The 17,417-nt window shown below is 67.0% G+C and carries 14 protein-coding genes; 6 read left to right on the forward strand and 8 right to left on the reverse strand.

Going from position 1 to position 17,417, the window contains the following annotated elements:
• The first annotated feature begins 335 nt into the window (after positions 1–335).
• From AC0SZ7_RS05690 to AC0SZ7_RS05705, 4 genes are all read left to right on the forward strand, one after another.
• Positions 336–1,655, forward strand: a complete 1,320-nt coding sequence (locus AC0SZ7_RS05690) for an NAD(P)/FAD-dependent oxidoreductase (RefSeq protein ID WP_475503451.1) — start codon at positions 336–338, stop codon at positions 1,653–1,655.
• A gap of 169 nt (positions 1,656–1,824) precedes the next feature.
• Complete coding sequence (locus AC0SZ7_RS05695) at positions 1,825–3,156, forward strand: MFS transporter (RefSeq protein WP_475503452.1); 1,332 nt, start codon at positions 1,825–1,827, stop codon at positions 3,154–3,156.
• A 31-nt stretch (positions 3,157–3,187) separates the two neighbouring features.
• Positions 3,188–4,093: a dihydrodipicolinate synthase family protein gene (locus AC0SZ7_RS05700; protein WP_475503453.1), complete on the forward strand. Its 906-nt coding sequence runs from the start codon at positions 3,188–3,190 to the stop codon at positions 4,091–4,093.
• A complete protein-coding gene (locus AC0SZ7_RS05705; RefSeq protein WP_475503454.1) occupies positions 4,090–5,586 on the forward strand; it encodes an aldehyde dehydrogenase in 1,497 nt (498 codons plus the stop codon). Before AC0SZ7_RS05700 ends, AC0SZ7_RS05705 begins: the two co-directional genes overlap by 4 nt.
• A gap of 246 nt (positions 5,587–5,832) precedes the next feature.
• Here the strand turns inward: AC0SZ7_RS05705 and AC0SZ7_RS05710 are convergent, their stop codons facing one another.
• Genes AC0SZ7_RS05710 through AC0SZ7_RS05725 form a run of 4 tightly spaced genes read right to left on the reverse strand, consistent with a single transcriptional unit; the run spans position 5,833 to position 10,891 of the window.
• Positions 5,833–7,014: an XdhC family protein gene (locus tag AC0SZ7_RS05710; RefSeq protein WP_475503455.1), complete on the reverse strand. Its 1,182-nt coding sequence runs from the start codon at positions 7,012–7,014 to the stop codon at positions 5,833–5,835.
• Positions 7,001–8,224: a c-type cytochrome gene (locus tag AC0SZ7_RS05715; RefSeq protein ID WP_475503456.1), complete on the reverse strand. Its 1,224-nt coding sequence runs from the start codon at positions 8,222–8,224 to the stop codon at positions 7,001–7,003. The genes AC0SZ7_RS05710 and AC0SZ7_RS05715 overlap by 14 nt, the downstream gene beginning before the upstream one ends.
• Before the next feature lie 11 nt (positions 8,225–8,235).
• Positions 8,236–10,428, reverse strand: coding sequence for a xanthine dehydrogenase family protein molybdopterin-binding subunit (locus AC0SZ7_RS05720; RefSeq protein WP_475503457.1), 2,193 nt, complete (start codon positions 10,426–10,428; stop codon positions 8,236–8,238).
• Positions 10,429–10,438: 10 nt separating this feature from the next.
• Positions 10,439–10,891: a (2Fe-2S)-binding protein gene (locus tag AC0SZ7_RS05725; protein WP_475503458.1), complete on the reverse strand. Its 453-nt coding sequence runs from the start codon at positions 10,889–10,891 to the stop codon at positions 10,439–10,441.
• Positions 10,892–11,067: 176 nt separating this feature from the next.
• On the opposite strand from AC0SZ7_RS05725, the gene AC0SZ7_RS05730 reads away from it, so the two are divergent.
• Positions 11,068–11,469: a hypothetical protein gene (locus AC0SZ7_RS05730; RefSeq protein ID WP_475503459.1), complete on the forward strand. Its 402-nt coding sequence runs from the start codon at positions 11,068–11,070 to the stop codon at positions 11,467–11,469.
• Positions 11,470–11,577: 108 nt separating this feature from the next.
• Here AC0SZ7_RS05730 and AC0SZ7_RS05735 read toward each other — a convergent pair whose 3' ends face one another.
• The 4 genes from AC0SZ7_RS05735 to AC0SZ7_RS05750 form a co-directional block, all read right to left on the reverse strand.
• Complete coding sequence (locus AC0SZ7_RS05735; RefSeq protein WP_475503460.1) at positions 11,578–11,871, reverse strand: hypothetical protein; 294 nt, start codon at positions 11,869–11,871, stop codon at positions 11,578–11,580.
• A gap of 374 nt (positions 11,872–12,245) precedes the next feature.
• Positions 12,246–13,757, reverse strand: coding sequence for a DHA2 family efflux MFS transporter permease subunit (locus AC0SZ7_RS05740; RefSeq protein WP_475503461.1), 1,512 nt, complete (start codon positions 13,755–13,757; stop codon positions 12,246–12,248).
• 128 nt (positions 13,758–13,885) lie between these two features.
• On the reverse strand, positions 13,886–14,635 hold the full coding sequence (locus AC0SZ7_RS05745) for a sulfite exporter TauE/SafE family protein (protein WP_475503462.1): 750 nt from the start codon (positions 14,633–14,635) through the stop codon (positions 13,886–13,888).
• Positions 14,636–14,704: 69 nt separating this feature from the next.
• On the reverse strand, positions 14,705–15,820 hold the full coding sequence (locus AC0SZ7_RS05750; RefSeq protein WP_475503463.1) for an aromatic ring-hydroxylating dioxygenase subunit alpha: 1,116 nt from the start codon (positions 15,818–15,820) through the stop codon (positions 14,705–14,707).
• Positions 15,821–16,161: 341 nt separating this feature from the next.
• Here AC0SZ7_RS05750 and AC0SZ7_RS05755 point away from each other — a divergent pair, with 341 nt between their 5' ends.
• The gene (locus AC0SZ7_RS05755) at positions 16,162–17,319 is read left to right on the forward strand and encodes an MFS transporter (protein WP_475503464.1); all 1,158 of its coding nucleotides are present in this window, start codon (positions 16,162–16,164) and stop codon (positions 17,317–17,319) included.
• The last annotated feature ends 98 nt before the right edge of the window (positions 17,320–17,417 follow it).

Consider the following 17,417-nt stretch of genomic DNA (forward strand, 5'->3'; position numbering starts at 1 on the left):
TAGCAAAAGGCCTTGTCGCTCACAGGAAACAAGGCTGTCGTTTTTGGAACAGTGCCAAGGCAGCGCGTGCGAGCTGCGGCCGCTCGCCGCAGTGAAATTTGCTGCGCCAATATACCCGCAAACGCCCGTGGCATAAGGGTTTTGCGGAAAAAAACGGCCATTGCGGACGCTTTTCAAAGCCCTTCAAACGGATAAATCGGGGCCTCTAGACACCCCGATAAAACCTGCCCTATAGTGTGTCGACATGATGTATACACAGAGTATTTTTAGCTCAGGCATGTGACGCCGGTGTGAACAGCCACCGGTTCGACAATTAAAAAAACCGGGTCGTTGAAATGGCAAAGGTCACGCATATTCCCGCAGATGATTCCACGTGCGGCTGGTTCCACCTGGCCCCACCGCGCACGCCGCGCCCTGCCCACGTGGGCCACCGCACGGCGCGCTGGGTGGTGATAGGCGCAGGCTTCACCGGGCTTGCCGCGGCGCGGCAGTTGGCCAGGCGTTTTCCTGACGAAGAGATTGTGCTGGTGGAAGCCCAGCAGGTGGGCTACGGCAGTTCGGGGCGCAACGCCGGCTTCGCCATCGACCTGCCCCACGACATCGGCGCCGACGACTACATCGGTGACATCGCCACGGCGAAGATGAGCCTGGCGCTCAACCTGCAAGGCCAGTCGATACTCAAGGCGCTGGTGAAAGAACATGGCATCGACTGCCAGTTACGCGAATGCGGCAAGTACCAGGCCGCCATCGAAGACCGCGGCATTGCCGTGCTGGACGCTTACCGCCGCGGCCTGGACAAGCTGGGCCAGTCCTACGAGGTTATTGCCCAAAAAGACCTGCCCGGGCACATCGGCACCGGCTTTTACCGCCAGGCCCTGTTCACCCCCGGCACCGCGCTGGTGCAACCCGCCGCCCTGGTGAGAGGCCTGGCCGAGAGCCTGCCAGGCAATGTCACCCTGTACGAAAACACGCCCATTACCCAAGTGGAATACGGCGCGCAAACCCGCCTGATACACCAGGGCGGCAGCATCCTGGCCGACAAGCTGGTGCTGACCAACAACGCCTTTGGCATGAGCTTCGGCTTCCTGAAAGGGCGCATGCTGCCGATCTTCACCTACGCAAGCCTAACCCGCCCATTGACGGTGGACGAGCAGGCACGCCTGGGCGGCAAACCCTTCTGGGGGGTGATACCCGCCGACCCGTTCGGCACCACCCTGCGCCGTACCGTCGACAACCGCCTGCTGGTGCGCAACAGCTTCAGCTTCAACCCCGACGGCGCCAGCAAACAGAAGTACCTGCAGCAGTTCGTCAAGCGCCACCAGGTGTCGTTCGCCAAGCGCTTCCCGATGCTGCCGGACGTGGGCTTCGAGTACACCTGGGGCGGCTCGCTGAGCCTGTCGCGCAACCACATGGCGCACTTCGGCGAGCTGGCCCCCAATGTCTACGGCGCGTTGTGCTGCAACGGCCTGGGCGTTACCCGCGGCACCGTCACCGGCACCTTGCTGGCCGACTGGCTGGCGGGCGAGCGCAGCCACCTCACCGATTTCCTGCTGGCCGCCCCCGGGCCCAGCCAGAACCCGCCGCAACCGCTGCTGTCGGCCGGGGTGAACATGAACCTGGCGTGGGGCCAATACCGCGCCGGCAAGGAGAGCTGATTACCCCCCCTCACCTGTTTTCGACACTCTTGCACCAACAATAACAACAACGCCCCTTGTGGGAGCTGGTTTGCCAGCGAGCTATTGAACAACTGCCAAAACTCGCTGGCAAGCCAGCTCCCGCAGAGACCGCGCGGTCACGTTGTACCGCGCGACAGAGGAGACAACAATGAAACCTTCCAACTGTTGCATTGAAGATGTCCCGCTCAATGCCTTTCATCGCAAACTTACCCTGCGTTCCGGTGGTGGTTCTTTTGTCGACGGTTATGTACTGAGTATTATCGGCATTGCCATGTTGCAAATGTCCGCGGCGTTGCAACTTACCGAATTCTGGCAAGGCATGATTGCCGCGTCGGCGTTAATTGGCGTGTTCTTTGGTGGTTTCTTCGGTGGTGTGCTGACTGACCGCCTGGGCCGCAAGAAAGTTTATTTTATTGGCCCGCTGTTATTTATTGTCTGTTCCCTGGCGCAACTGTGGGTGGACTCGGCCCCCGCGCTATTTTTGTGCCGCTTTATCATCGGCCTGGCCGTGGGCATCGAATACCCGGTGGCCACCGCGCTGCTGGTGGAGTTCCTGCCGCGCAAATACCGCGGCCCGCGCCTGGCCGCCTTGACCATCCTGTGGTTCGCCGGCGCCGCCTTCGCCTACATCGTCGGCAACACGCTGATCAACCTGGGCGGCGATGACGCCTGGCGCTATGTGCTGGCCAGCGCTGCGGCCATCGGCCTGGGCCTGTTGCTGTTGCGCCTGGGCACCCCGGAATCGCCGCGCTGGCTGCTGAGCAAGGGCCGCGCCGCCGAGGCCGAACAGGTCATCAAGGGCGTGTATGGCCCGCAGTTCAGCCTGGCCAACCTGCCGGAACAGGCGGAGCTGGCGTGCACCACGCTGTGGGGCCTGCTGGTGAGCGGCTACGGCAAGCGCCTGCTGTTCGTCACGCTGTTCTGGTCGTGCTCGATCATCCCGGTGTTCGCCGTGTACGCCTTTGCGCCCAAGGTGCTCGAAGCCCTGCACCTGAAGGGCGACTGGGCGGCCTTCGGCTCCATCGCCATCACCCTGCTGTTCGTCATCGGCTGCATTTTCGCCAGCAAGCTGATCAACGTCATGGGCCGGCGCAGCATGCTCATTCACAGCTTCCTCTGGTCGGGCCTGGCGCTGCTGCTGCTGGGGCTGTTCCCCGATGGCAACGAACTGCTGGTGCTGGCCCTGTTCGGCGCCTACGCGCTGTTCATCGGCGGCGCCCAGGTGCTGCAACTGGTGTACCCCAACGAGCTGTTCCCCACTGAAATCCGTGCCGTTGCCGTGGGCATCGGTACCTCGCTGTCGCGGGTTGGCGCGGCGGTGGGCACCTACCTGGTGCCCCTCTCGCTGCAAGGCATTGGCATCGGCCACACCATGTATGTAGCCGCCGCCGTGACCCTGGTAGGCCTTGTGGCTGCCTGGGCCATGGCCCCTGAAACCCGTTCCCTGAGCCTGCGCGACGCCGCGGCGCTCGGCAATTGAACCTGCTGCCCTTTATCTAGGAGAACCACGCATGAAATTCGAAGGCATCTATACCCCGGCCATCACCCCACTGACCGCCGACGGCCAGATCGACCGCCACGCCTTTGCCGAAACCCTGGAATACCTGATCGAGGCCAAGGTGCACGGCATCATCATCGGCGGCTCTACCGGCGAGTATTACGCCCACACCGCCCAGGAGCGCCTGGACCTGGCCACCCACGCCAAGGCCGTGATCGGCAACCGCCTGCCGCTGGTGATCGGCACCGGCGCCATCCGCACCGAAGACTCGGTGGCCTACGCCCAGGCCGCCCGCGAGATCAAGGCCGACGCCATCCTGGTGGGCTCGCCGCCCTACGCCCTGCCCACCGAACTTGAAAACGCCGCGCACCTGCAGGCCGTGGACCGCGCCGCGAACCTGCCGATCATGCTGTACAACTACCCGGCGCGCATGGGCGTGAGCATGGGCGCCGCCTACTTCGCCGCCATCAAGCAGGTGAAGAACGTGGTGGCCATCAAGGAAAGCTCCGGCGATCCGGCGCAGCTGCACTTCCTGGCGCGCAACTACCCCAACATCGCCCTGTCCTGCGGCTGGGACGACCAGGCCCTGGAGTTCTTCGCCTGGGGCGCGCGCAGCTGGGTGTGCGCCGGTTCCAACTTCATTCCGCGCGAGCACGTGGCGCTGTACGAGGCCTGCGTGGTGGAGAAGGACTTCGACATGGGCCGCAAGATCATGTCGGCGTTCATGCCGCTGATGGATTTCCTCGAAAGCGGCAAGTTCGTCCAGTCCATCAAGTACGGCTGCGAACTCAACGGCCAGAGCACCGGCGGCGTGCGCGCACCGCTGCAAGCCATGACCGCCGAAGAGAAGCAGACCCTGAAAAACGTCATCACCGACCTCAAGCGTGAAGTGGCGCACGTCACCGGGGGTGCGCAATGAGCGAGTTGCTGAGCAAGGCCCAGTACGCGGCCATCGCCGAACAGCTGGTGCTGCCCACCCAGGCCTTCGTCGACGGCGCGCCCTACGCGTCGCGGTCGGGCAAGACCTTCGCCACCACCAACCCGGCCACCGAGCAGCTGCTGGCGCATGTGGTGGCCTGTGACAGCAGCGACGTCGACCACACCGTGGCAGTGGCCAAGGCCGCCTTCGAGGATGGCCGCTGGAGCAAGCTTTCGCCCGGCGCGCGGAAGAAAGTGCTGCTGCGCTTCGCCGACCTGCTGGAGCAGCACGCCGATGAACTGGCGGTGATGGAAAGCCTGGACAGCGGCAAGCCGGTGCGCGAGTGCGCGCTGATCGACGTGCCGGAAACCATTCACATGATCCGCTGGCACGCCGAGCTGATCGACAAGATCTACGACAACACCGCCCCGGTGGGCAATGACGCCCTGACCCTGGTGGTGCGCGAAGCCATCGGCGTGGTGGGCCTGGTGCTGCCGTGGAACTTCCCGCTGCTGATGCTGGCGTGGAAAATCGGCCCGTCGCTGGCGGCTGGCTGCTCCATTGTGGTCAAGCCGGCCACCGAGACCACCCTTACCGCCCTGCGCGTGGCCGAGCTGGCCTTCGAGGCCGGCGTGCCGGCGGGCGTGTTCAACGTGCTGCCCGGCGGCGGCCAGGAAGTGGGCGAACCGCTGGGCCGGCACATGGACGTGGCCATGGTCAGCTTCACCGGCTCCACCGCCACCGGCCGCCGCTTCCTGCACTACGCGGCCGACTCCAACCTCAAGCGCATCGTGCTGGAATGCGGCGGCAAGAACCCGGCCGTGGTCATGAGCGACGTCGAAGACCTGGACCTGGTGGCCAGCCACGTGGTGAACGGTGCGTTCTGGAACATGGGCGAGAACTGCTCGGCCTCCTCGCGGCTGATCGTCAGCGAAGACATCAAGGACGATTTGCTCGAACGCATCGCCGTGCACCTGCGCGAATGGAAACTGGGCGACCCGCTGGACCCGGACAACCGCCTGGGCGCCATGGTCAGCAAGGCGCACTTCGACAAGGTGGCCTCCTACCTTGAACAGGCGCGCAATGAGAAGCTGCACGTGCGCGTGGGTGGCCACACCGAGCAAGGCGTCTTCGTGCAACCCACGGTGGTGGACGGCGTGCCGGCCGACAGCCGCCTGTTCCAGGAAGAGATCTTCGGCCCGGTGCTGTCAGTGACCACCTTCAAGACCATCGAGCAGGCCATTGCCCTGGCCAACGACACCGTGTACGGCCTGGCGGCTTCGGTGTACACCGACAACCTGCGCAACGCCATCAAGCTGTCACGCGAGATTCGCGCCGGCATCGTCACCGTCAACTGCTTCGGCGAAGGCGACGCGTCCACGCCGTTTGGCGGCTACAAGGAGTCGGGGTTCGGCGGGCGCGACAAGTCAGTGTGGGCGCACGACCAGTACACCGAAATCAAGACCATCTGGATCGACGTGTCCGAGCGCTGATTCCAGACGCGGCCTACGGCAGCTGCTACATCCTGTGGGAGCTGGCTTGCCAGCGCGCTGTTGGGGCCATAAAAGCTCGCTGGCAAGCCAGCTCCCACAAGAGGCAAGCGTTCAGGGTCAACATGGCCCGCTGTAGGAGCGGCCTGTGGCCGCGAAGGCCTCACCGCGCAGTGGCTGAAACCCTGCGGCGTCTGCTTCGCGGGCACGGCCCGCTCCCACGGCGTTCAACCCAACAGACAGTTGCTGCTACGCGTTCGTCTGCGCCGCCCCGTAGCAGCGGCCGCAGGCCGCGTCCGGGGCGTCAGGGGCGCCCAGGACTGGGCCAGCGCCATGCAGCACCGACGGTTCGACATCATGAATGCCCTGCCGGCGCGCCTTCAACGGCCCGCCGGCACGGCCATTGAACACTGCGGCTATCTCGGCAAGGATGGCCATGGCCACGCTTTCCGGGTTGTCGCCGCCCAGGTCCAGGCCCATGGGGTAATGCAGGCGGTCCAGGGCGGGCAGGTGCGCCGCGTCCATGTCTGCCAGCAGCCGCTCGGTGCGGTCCCGTGGGCCCAACTGGCCGATGTACGCCGCGCCGCTGCCCAGCGCTGCCTGCAGCCAGTGGAAATCCTGGGTCACGCTGTGGGTCATGATCGCCACGGCCGCGCCGTTCAACTGCACGCTGGCCGGCAACGGCTCGCGGGCCTGGGCGCACAGCACTGCCGCAGCCTCGGGAAAACGCTCGGGCCGGGCGAAGTGCGAACGGCCGTCCACCACCGTGACTTTCCAGCCGAGCAGGTCGGCCATGCGCACCAGCGGCTGCACGTCGTGACCGGCACCGAACACCACCAGCCGCCGCGCCGGGGCCAGGTATTCCAGGAACACCTCCACCTCGCCCCAGTCACCCCGGTAACGGCGCAACGCTGACTTGCCCTGCTGCAGCACGCTGGCAAGACTCTGCTGCACCTGGGCATTCAAAGCCTGCGGCCAGCCTTCGCTACCCGGCACGCTGCGCGCCCCCACCGGCAACGGCCCGTCGCTGGCGATCACCGTGGCCAGGGCGCAGGCCTCGCCACGGTCACGCACCCGGCGCAGGGTGCGCATCAGCAGCGAGTCGTGCTGCACGCGCTCCATCAGCACGAACACGGTGCCGTTGCAGCCCAGGCCAAAGCTTACGGCGGCCTCGTCCAGCGGATCGTCCTCATCGGCTGCCGTGCTGTAGGCCACCACCTTGGGCCCCTGCTCGCTCAGCCACCAGGCCTTGCGCGCCACCTCGTTTTCCAGGCAGCCGCCACTGACCGTGCCGCGCGGGCCGCCCACCTGGGGGATGAGCATGCGCGCGCCCGGCCGCCGGTAGGCCGAACCCTGGACCTTGACCACGGTGGCCAGCACCGCCTCGGCGCCCTGGTCGAGGGCGCCCAGCAGTTCATCAATGCAGTGCACTGGCACGGCTCCGGGCCACTTGCTGGGCAGTGATGCGGGCATCGGTTTCGCCGAAGCGGCGCAAGACAAAGGTACTCACGGCGGCCAACTCCTGGTTGCTGTAGGCCTGGGCAAAATCAGGCATCTTCTGTTGGGACCCGAACGTGAACGGATAGTGCCCGGCAAGTAGCACGGCAACGACGTTGGTGCCCGCCGGATCGTTCAGCGACTTGAGCCCGGTGAGCGTCGCCACGCCGGTCTGATTGCCCTGCCCGTCCAGGCGGTGGCAACCGGCGCAGGCATCGACGAACACCTTGCGCCCCAGGCCGTCGCCCGGCGGCAGCGGCCCGTCGTTGACCGCCACCGCCGGCCGCGCGATGCCCTCGGCGCGGGCTGGCGAGCCCTGCAGGTACACCGCCACCGCCTTGATGTCCGCAGGTGTAAGGAAGCGCAGGCTGTGCTCCACCACGTCGCTCATGGGCCCGCCGGCCATGGCGTAGCCTGGTGCCTCGCCGGTGGCCAGGTAGCGGGTCAGCACGTCCTGGGGCCAGCTGCCCACGCCGTAACGCTTGTCGGAACTGATGTTGTAGGCCTGCCAATTGCCAATGGTGGCGCCGGCCAGGGACTTGCCGCTGTCCACCGCCTGGGCCAGGTTGCGCGGCGAATGGCACTCGCCACAGTGGCCAGGGCCCTGCACCAGGTAGGCGCCACGGTTCCACTCGGCGGACTGCGCAGGGTCGGCTGCGAAGCGCTTGTCGTCGGCGAACACCAGGTTCCACAGGGCCATGCCCCAGCGCTGGTTGAATGGGAAGCCGATGCTGTTTTCCTTTGGCGGCTGGTTCACCGCCGGCAGGCTGGTGAGGTACGCCTTGATCGCCAGGATGTCCTCGCGCGGCATCAGCGTGTACGAGGTATAGGGGAACGCCGGGTAATAATGCTTGCCGTCCTTGCCCACGCCTTTCTGCAGGGCGCTGACGAAGTCGTCGTCGCTCCAGCTGCCGATGCCGGTGGCGGCGTCGGGGGTGATGTTGGGCGAATACAGGGTGCCGAACGGCAACTGGAACGCCAGGCCGCCGGTGAACGGCTTGCCGCCCGGGGTGGTGTGGCAGGCCTCGCAGTCCGCGGCGCGGGTCAGGTATTCGCCCTTGGCGATCAACTGCGGGTCGGCGGCCTGGGCGTTGGCGCCCAGCACGGCCAGGGTGGCGGCAAGGGCTATTTTGATAAACGTCATGTCAGCCATCCTCAAACGGTGTAATAGCCGGAACGGCTCAGGGGCAAGCGGCGCACGCGGGCGTTGGAGGCTGCGTGCAGGGCGTTGACCAGGGCCGCCGCCACCGGCACCGCGCCGGTCTCGCCGACGCCACCGGGGCTTTCCAGGCTGGGCATCAGGTGTACTTCAACCGGCGGCGCGTCGCTCATGCGGATCTGCCGGTAGGCGTTGAAGTTGTTCTGCTGCACCCGGCCGTTTTCCACCAGGATCTCGTTGAACAACGCCGCCGACAGGCCGAACAGCGTGCCGCCTTCCACCTGAGAGGTCACCGAAGTGGGGTTGTTGACAAAGCCGCAGTCGATCACCGACACCAGGCGCTTGATCTTGATGGCGCGCTCGCCCTGCATTTCCAGCTCGACCACGGTGGCGATGAAGCTGCCGAACACCGCGGTCACGGCAATGCCGCGGCCCTGGCCCTTGGGCAGCGGCGTGTGCCAGTCGCTCAGCTCGGCGGCGCGCTTGAGCACCGCCAGTGCCCGTGGCTGCGCGCTGATCAGCCCGGCGCGGTAGGCCACCGGGTCGGCCTTGGCGCGGTGCGCCAGTTCGTCCACGAACGACTCCAGCACATAGGTGCTGCGCAGCGGCCCCACGCCGCGCCACCAGGACACGGGGATAGTTTTCGGGTCTTCGCGGATATAGCGCACCTGCAGGTGCGGCAGCTGGTAGATCGGCTCGATGGCCACCTCCACCGCGTCGGCGTCGACGCCGCTGGGCGGCAACGCACCGACGAAGGCGGCGATCACCGAGGCGCCGGCAATGCGGTGGTCCCAGCCCTGGGGCCGGCCGTCGTCGTCCAGCGCGGCGTTGATGCGGTCGACGTAGTGCGGGCGGTAGAGGTCGTGGGTCATGTCCTCTTCACGGCTCCACACCAGCTTGATCGGGTAGGCCACCTGGCGGGCGATGTCCACGGCCTGGAAGATGAAGTCCGACTCCAGCCGGCGGCCAAAGGCGCCGCCGATCAACTGGTTGTGAATGATGACCTGGTCCTGCGGCAGGCCGCTGATTTTCGCCGCGCCCATCTGCGCGAACACCGGCGCCTGGGTGCCTACCCACAGCTCGCAGGCGTCGGCGCGCACGTGGGCCACGCAGCCCATGGGCTCCAGCGGCGAGTGCGAGAGGAACGGCTGCTGGTACACCGCCTCGAACTGGCTGCTGGCCGCGCCCAGGGCCTGGGCGATGTCGCCACTGGTGTGGGCCACCACGCCGTCGCGCGCGCTGGCGTCGAGCAGGGCCTTGTCCAGTAGCGCCGAGTGGCCTTCGCCGTTGGCGCCGTAATCCCATTCGATGCGCAGGGCCTTGAGCCCTTGCTGGCAGGCCCAGAAGTGGTCGCCGATCACCGCGACGGCGTTGCTCAGCTTGATGATGTCGTGCACGCCGGGCACCTTGCGCGCGTCGCCTTCGTCCAGGGTTTTTAGCGTGCCGCCGTGCACCGGGCAGGTCAGGGTCGAGGCGATGCGCATGCCCGGTACTTGCAGGTCGATGGTGAACTGCGCCTTGCCGGTGACCTTGTCGGGGGTGTCGAGGCGCCGGGCCGGGGTGCCCAGCAGCTTGAAGTCGCCGATGGCCTTGAGCGGCACGTCGGTGGGCAGCGGCAGTTGCGCAGCGGCGTTGGCCAGCTCGCCGTAGCCGGCCACCTGGCCTTGCGGGCCGTGGACCTGGCCGTTTTCGGCGCGGCACTGGCTGGGCGCGACTTTCCAGCGAATGGCAGCGGCCTGGGTCAGCAGGATGCGCGCGGTGGCGCCGGCCTTGCGCAGCGGCTCCCAGGTGTAGCGCGTGGAAGACGAGCCGCCGGTGGCCTGGAACTGCAGGATGGTGTCGGTGTACAGCGCGCCATTGGGCGGCGCTTCCTGGATGTGCACCTGGTCGAGGCCCACTTCCAGCTCTTCGGCGACCATCATCGCGATGCCGGTCTGGGCGCCCTGGCCCATCTCGATCTTGGGCGAGATGACGCGCACGCGGCCGTCTTCGCCGATCTGCACGAAGGCGCCAAAGCCTTCGAAACCCGTGCTGCCCGATTGCCCGGGGGCCACGGCTTCGGCGGCGGCGGAGCGGGCCACCAGCGGTGGCAGCCAGGTGCTGAGCACAAGGCCGCCCATGCTCAGCGCGCTGCCCTTGAGCAAGCGCCGACGCGACAGGTTGGGGCCTGGGAATTTTGCAGAGTTCATGGGATTACCCTCAGGCCTGGCTGACGCTTTTGATGGCGGCACGAATGCGCGTGTAGGTGGCGCAACGGCACAGGTTGCCGGTCATCGCCGTGACAATCTGCTCGTCGTCCGCCTTGGGGTGGTTGTGCAGCAACGCCGCCGCCGCCATGATTTGCCCCGGCTGGCAATAGCCGCACTGCACCACTTCGTGCGCAAGCCAGGCCTGCTGCAACTGCGCGCCCACTGGCGTCTCGCCGACGCCCTCGATGGTGGTGATGGCATGGCCTTCCACCGCGCTCACCGGCAGCACGCAGGAGCGCACTGCCTGGCCATCCAGGTGCACCGTGCACACCCCGCACTGGGCGATGCCGCAGCCATACTTGGTGCCGGTCATGCCCAGCACATCGCGCAGTACCCACAGCAACGGCATATCGGCGGGCACGTCGACGTCGTGCGCCTGCCCATTGATGGTCAAGGTGTGCATGGTGTTTCCTCATTGCAGCGGTCACGGTAGCGCCTGCCGGGCTACGTTGGCCGGGCAGTACGATTTGCAAGTCTAGGACTTTAGCAGCGCAGGCCTCGGTTTATTGGACCGACGTGCTACAACCGGACGATCACGCAAGCATTCCGCAGTTTTGTGCAAGCCGCTATGCTGGAGCCATGACCAGCCCCGTCCCGATCCGCCAGCCCTGCCCCCCGGCCGCCTGCAACTGCGGGCACGGCCAGCTGCTGGCCGACCCCGGCGCCGACCTGCGCATTCTGCAACTCACCCGCCTTGAGGAACGCAAACTGCTCGAGCGCCTGGAAAGCCTGCAAAGCTTCGAAGACCTGCAGCGCCTGTGCGGGCGCATGCACGAACTGCTGGGCATTCGCGTGCGCATCCGCCCCAGCCACAACGAAGTGCGCAGCGCACGCGGGTTGCTGATCGAATTCGATGAACAGCCGGGGTTGTGCCGCAAGACGCGCGAGGCGATACCGGCGGCGATACGGCGGGCGCTGGTGCAGAGGCCGGAGATATTGTTCCGGTTGCTGGATGCGGAGGATTTGTTGCGCGATGCGTGACGTTCCGCCCTGTAGCAGCGGCCGCCAGGCCGCGTCATGGTCACCACCGTTTGCCGGATACGCCGCGGTGGGGCCGGACGCAGCCTGCGGCAGCTGCTACGCGGTGGGTTACCAGGGCTTTTGCAGGCGCATTTGCTCGGCCAGGCGGTACACCTTGTCGCGGCCTTTGTGGCGGGTCCAGCGCAGGTTTTCTACTAGCGTTTTTTCTTCGGCGTTCAGCTTCACGTAACCAAGGGAACGTACTTCGGGGTGCGAAACATACTCTTCGCGCAAATTGCGCAATTGCTCAAGCAGAAGCGCATGCACGGCACCGCCCCTCAAGCAATCAGAATCAAGATTTTCGAGCAGTAGAACGATATTTTGGATGCGGGCAAGGGCTGGCGATTGGGTTGCAGATTTCACGGAAGAATCCTCACGAAACAATACGACGAGAAAGCCATTCAAGCTTTTTCAGTTGTTTCTCCTTCGCGGAACGCCAATCCCGGGCCGCTGATGCAGCGGCGGGCGAACCTTACTCGGATTGGTCGGCGCGAGGCAACCCCTACATCCGCTTTGCGCAAGCGGCGACGCAAGCGGGTGCAATGGCACTACCCGTAGCAGCAACTGTCTTGTGGGAGCTGGCTTGCCAGCGAGCTTTTATGGCCCCAACAGCTCGCTGGCAAGCCAGCTCCCACAGGATGGAGCGGCGGGGGCGGCCATCCGTCGCAGGCCGCGTCACGGGCGCCACCGTTTGGCAGGTATACCGCGGCGGGGCCGGACGCAGCCTGCGGCAGCTGCTACGGGGGTGGGGTTGTGGTTGCGCGGGAGAGCACCAGGCTGAGCACCAACAGCCATGCCACCGTCATTACCGCGCCGCCGGCCAACAGGCTGGCGCTGATGGCCGTGCGGTACAGCTCGGTAAGCTGCGCTACATCCGCCCCCGCCGCCGCGCCCAGCCCCTGGGGCAAGGTCAGCGACATGCCCTGCAGCGCCGCCGGCAGCTCTGCCAGTTCCCGGCGCAGGGTGTAGCTCATGATGCCGCCGGCCACGGCCACGCCCAGCGCCGCCCCCAGGGAGCGGCAGAACGACAGCCCCGCCGTGGCCGCGCCCATCACCTTCAACGGCACGGCGTTCTGCACGATGACCGTGGCGTTGGGCATGCCAATGCCCATGCCCGAGCCCAGCACGCCCATGGCAAACAGGAAGTAGCCGGCGCCCAGTTTGTGCTGGGCGAACACCAGCAACAGGAACAGCCCCACCGCTTCCAGCCCCACGCCCAGCAACAGCAGCACCACGTGGTTCTGCTTGCGGGTGGAAATGGCGCCGCCGACGAACGAGCTGATGACCATCATCACCACCTGCGGCAGCGTCATGATGCCCGACTCGGTAGGCGTCTGGTGCAGCACGGCCTGGTAGTACAGCGGCATGAACACCAGCGAGCCCATCATGGCGAACGCCATGGCCGCCATGGCGGCGACGGCGATGGAGTAGCGGCGGTTGGCGAACAGGCGCGGGTCGATGATCGGCTCCGGCGCCTTGTGCTCCACCCGGTACAGCAGGGCGAAGCCGAAGAACGCCAGCAGGCCCAGGGCCCAGGTGCTGAAACTGTCCGCCTGGCCGGCCAGGGAGAAGGAATGGGTGAGCAACAGCAGCGCCGAGGTGGCCACGCACAGCACCGCTGCGCCACGGTAGTCGACCTTCACATCGGCCTGGCGCTTGATGGCCGGCAGGTTGATCATCAGCCCCGCAATGGCCAGCGCGCCCAGGGGAATGTTGATCAGGAACACCCAGCGCCAGCTCCACTGGGTGGTGATGAAGCCGCCCAGCAGCGGGCCGGCGGCGGCGCTGACGGCGAAGGCTGCCGAGAACAGGCCCTGGTAACGGCCACGCTGGGACGGCTTGACCACGCTGCCGATCACCACCTGGGACAAGGTCATCAAGCCACCGGCGCCCAGCCCCTGCAGGCCGCGGAAGGCGATGAGCTGGGTCATGCTGGTGGCCAGCCCGCACAGCAGCGAGGCGCCGACAAATACCCCGATGCTGATGAGGAACAGCGGCCGCTGGCCGTACTGGTCCGACAGCTTGCCGTACAGCGGCGCGCCGATGGTGCTGGTGAGCATGAACAGCGTCACCACCCAGCTCATGCCCTCGATGCCCTTCATTTCACTGGCGATCACCGGCAGTGCGGTGGCAACGATGCTCTGGTCGAGCGCGGCCAGCACCATGGCCACCAGCAGTGAAGCCAGCAGCCAAAAGCGCGGTGAAGTAGACGCCGTGGCGGCGGTTTCCGTGGTGGAGGTGGAAGGCAACAGGCAGTTCCTTGAGGTTGGGTGAAGGCGCGGCCGTTGATTTAGCCTCGCCGGCTATCAGTCTGACAAGGGCGCAGGGCAAAGCTCCGCAGTATCTGCACATTTGCCGAGGGGGCGAGCGGTGCTAACTAGCTTTTCAACGCCAGCAAGCCGGCGCACAGCACCAGGAACAGGCAGAACAGCGTGCGCAGGGTACGCTCGGGCAAGCGGTAGGCAACCTTCACGCCCCAGCTGACGCTGACCAGCCCGCCCACCGCCATGGGAATGCCCATCAGCCAGTTCACGTGGTGGTGCAGCGCGTAGGTCACCAGGGTGATGCCGGTGCTGGGCGCTGCCAACGCCAGGGACAGTGCCTGGGCCGCCACCTGGCTGGCGCCGAACACGCTGGTGAGCACCGGCGTGGCCAGCACCGAACCGCCCACGCCGAAGAAGCCGCCCAGCACCCCGCTGCCACCCCCCAGCGCCAGCAGCGCCGGCCAGCGGGCGCGCACCTCGCCGCTGCCGGGGGCCTTGGGCAGGAACATCTGCGCGTAGTTGTAGGCGGCCAGCACCAGCATGAACACGGCAAAGCCGATGCGCATGGCGTTGGGGTCAAGGCCCACGGCAATCATCGAGGCAAGCCCTGCGCACACCAGCCCGCCGGCGGCCAGCGGCAGCGCCTGGTAGAAGTTGATGGGCGTGCGTTGGTGGTAGCGCCACATGGCCAGCAGAATGTTCGGCACCACCATCACCAGCGCCGTGCCCTGGGCCAACTGCTGGTCGAGGTTGAAGAACAGCGCCAGCACCGGAATGGCGATCAGCCCGCCGCCAATGCCGAAAATCCCGCCCAGGGTGCCCATGGCGGCGCCCAGCACCAGGTACATCAGCCACTCGATCATCTCGCTACCTTCGTCAGTCGTCGCCCCATGCGCGGCGGCGACCTTACTGCAGCGCGGCGCGCAGGACAATCACGAACGCTGTGCGGTGACGTCCAGCAGCGGGATTTCCTCGATGGCCCAAGCCCCGCCCTCGCGCCGCGCCGGGCTGGGCACCACGCAGGCAGTGCGGCCGGTGAACTCGCGGGCCAGGCGCGCCTCGTCGATGCGCCAGCCACGCTGTTCCAGCTCGCGCAGGCGCTGGCGGAAGGCGATCTGCAGGCCGTCGGACTTCACCGACACCTCCTGCTGCCAGGTGTCGGGCACGCGTTCGGGGCGCACCTTTCGCAGCACTTCGTGGTCCTGCTCGAAGATGCGCAGGTTGCTGGCGATGGTGCGGCGGTCGAACAGCGGCGAGCGCAGGAAGGTGCGGCCCATCATCCACCAGGTGCGCGTGCGGTTGGCGGCCACCGGCACGTGGGCGGAGACGATATGGATGCGCCAGCCTGCGCGCGGCGCCAGCTCCAGGGTGGCGCAGGGGCCGGAGAAGTGGAAACCGGGCACCGTGGTGACGTCTACGTGCTCACCAGTGGGCTTGCGCCGCAGCCAGCCCTTGCGCACCGGGCGGCGCATGACCATGTGGGCGTGGCCGCTCCAGGCCTGGCGTTCCACCTCGAAGGCGGCGATTTCCGGGTGGGCGGGGTCACCGAAGGTGGAGCCGTGCACGAACGGCGCGTGGGCGAAGTCCAGGCCGTTTTCCATGACCCGGTCCCAGCTGGCGTCCCAGTCGAAATGCCCGGACACCACGCGCACGTTGGGGTCGTCGACCCAGTCCAGCGTCGGCAGCGGTGGCCGCTCGGCCTCGGGCAGGTCGCCGATGAATGCCCAGATCCAGCCGTGGCGTTCAAGGGTCGGGTAGGCGTCCACCCGGGCCTTGACTGGGATACGCGCGTCGGGCTGCGCCGGAATGTGCGTGCAGCGGCCATCGGCGCCAAAGCGCCAGCCGTGGTAGGGGCACTGCACGCTGGCGCCGACCTTGCTGCCCGCCGACAGCGCGCCGCCGCGGTGCACGCAGATATCGGACAGCAGCCGCGCCACCCCGGCCTCGTCACGGAAGGCCACGAACGGCTGGCCCAGCAGTTGCACCGGCGCCAGGCCATCAGTCAGCTGCGCCGAGGGCAGCACCACGTACCAGAGATTTTTCAGCATGGGAATGAACAGGCCAGAAGGGAGGACAAGGTTACCCCTTGGACCACGCCAAGGCCAAACAGTTGACCGTTCGGCCAGGCCTGGCCTAGAGTACGCGCCTGTTTCAGCGGACCGCCTTGCACATGCTTCGTGCCCACCACCCCTTCCAGGCACTGCCACCCTGCCCCACCGACGCCGGCCTGAGCCGCCGCCGCAGTGTGCTGTTCGCGTTCACCTTCTCCCCGCCCCGCCACGCCTGATCCCCACGGCCAGCCCCTGTTCCTCACGGAAGCGGCTCGCCCGGTTGCGCGTGCGTGCCCGAAGGTGCGCGCGCGCTGTTGATTTGCCTGCGTGGACCACCCATGAATCGCCTGACCCTGCCTGTATTGTTGTTCGTCGCCGCCGTGACCGGCATCTGCCTGGGCGCCACCGCGCCCCTCACCGCCCTGCGCCTGCTGGAAAGCGGCGCCAGTGCCGCGCAAATCGGCATGCTCTCGGCCCTGCCCGCCGTGGGCATGATGCTGGCCGCCAGCCTGTGCGCGCGGCTGGCGCGGCGCTTCCACCGGCGCCAGTTGTTCCAGGCTTGCCTGGCCCTGTGCCTGGCCAGCGTGGCGTTGCTGGAACCGGCGCGCCATTCGCTGTACAGCCTGGCCGCGCTGCGCCTGGGCATGGGGCTGGGCATGGGCCTGGTGATTATTCTCAGCGAAGCCTGGATCAACGAGCTGAGCAGCGACCAGCGCCGCGGCCAGTCCATCGCCGTGTACACCACCGCCTACACCGGCAGCCAGATGCTCGGCCCGCTGCTGATATCGCTGTTGGGCACCGACGGCCCGGCGGTAATCGTCACCGCCAGCGTGAGCCTGGTGCTGGCCTGGTTGGCCTTGCTGGGCCTGGACAGCAGCGACCCCGCCGCCAGCGAAGAAGACGCCGCCCGCAGCTTTTCCCTGGCCGGTTTCCTGCGCCTGGCGCCGACGCTGTGCATGGGCGTGCTGTTCTTTTCCTTTTTCGACAGCGTGGTGCTGGCGCTTTTCCCGGTGTACGCCAGCGACAACGGCATTGCCCCGGCCGAGGCGGCGCTGATGGTCAGCGTCATCCTGCTGGGCGACATGTGCCTGCAACTGCCCCTGGGCTGGCTGGCCGACCGCGTGCCCCGCGCCGCCCTGCACCTGGCCTGCGGCGTGTGCGTGCTGGCCATCGGCGCCAGCCTGGCGTGGCTGATCGGCGCCGGCAGCCTGCTGTGGCCGGTGCTGTTCCTGCTGGGCGCGGCGGCGGGCGGCACCTACACCCTGGCCATCGTGCTGATTGGCGAGCGTTTCCGCGGGCAGGACCTGGTCACCGCCAACGCGGGCGCAGGCTTGCTGTTCGGCCTGGGCAGCGTGCTGGGGCCGGTGGTGAGTGGCGGGTTGATGCAGGCGTCCAGCGTGGGGTTGCCGCTGGCGTTGTCGATAGCGGCCGGGGTGTTCGTGTGCACGGCGGCAGGTGGGGTGTGGCAGGCGCGGGGGCGGTTGGCGGCGGGTTGAGGTGTTGGCCCAGACGCGGGGGGGGGGGGGGGCGGGCGGGGGGGGGGGGGGGCGGGCCCCCCCCCCCCCCCCCCCCCCACCAGGGCGGCTAATAGCGA

The sequence above is a fragment of the Pseudomonas sp. JC1203 genome (assembly GCF_056175065.1).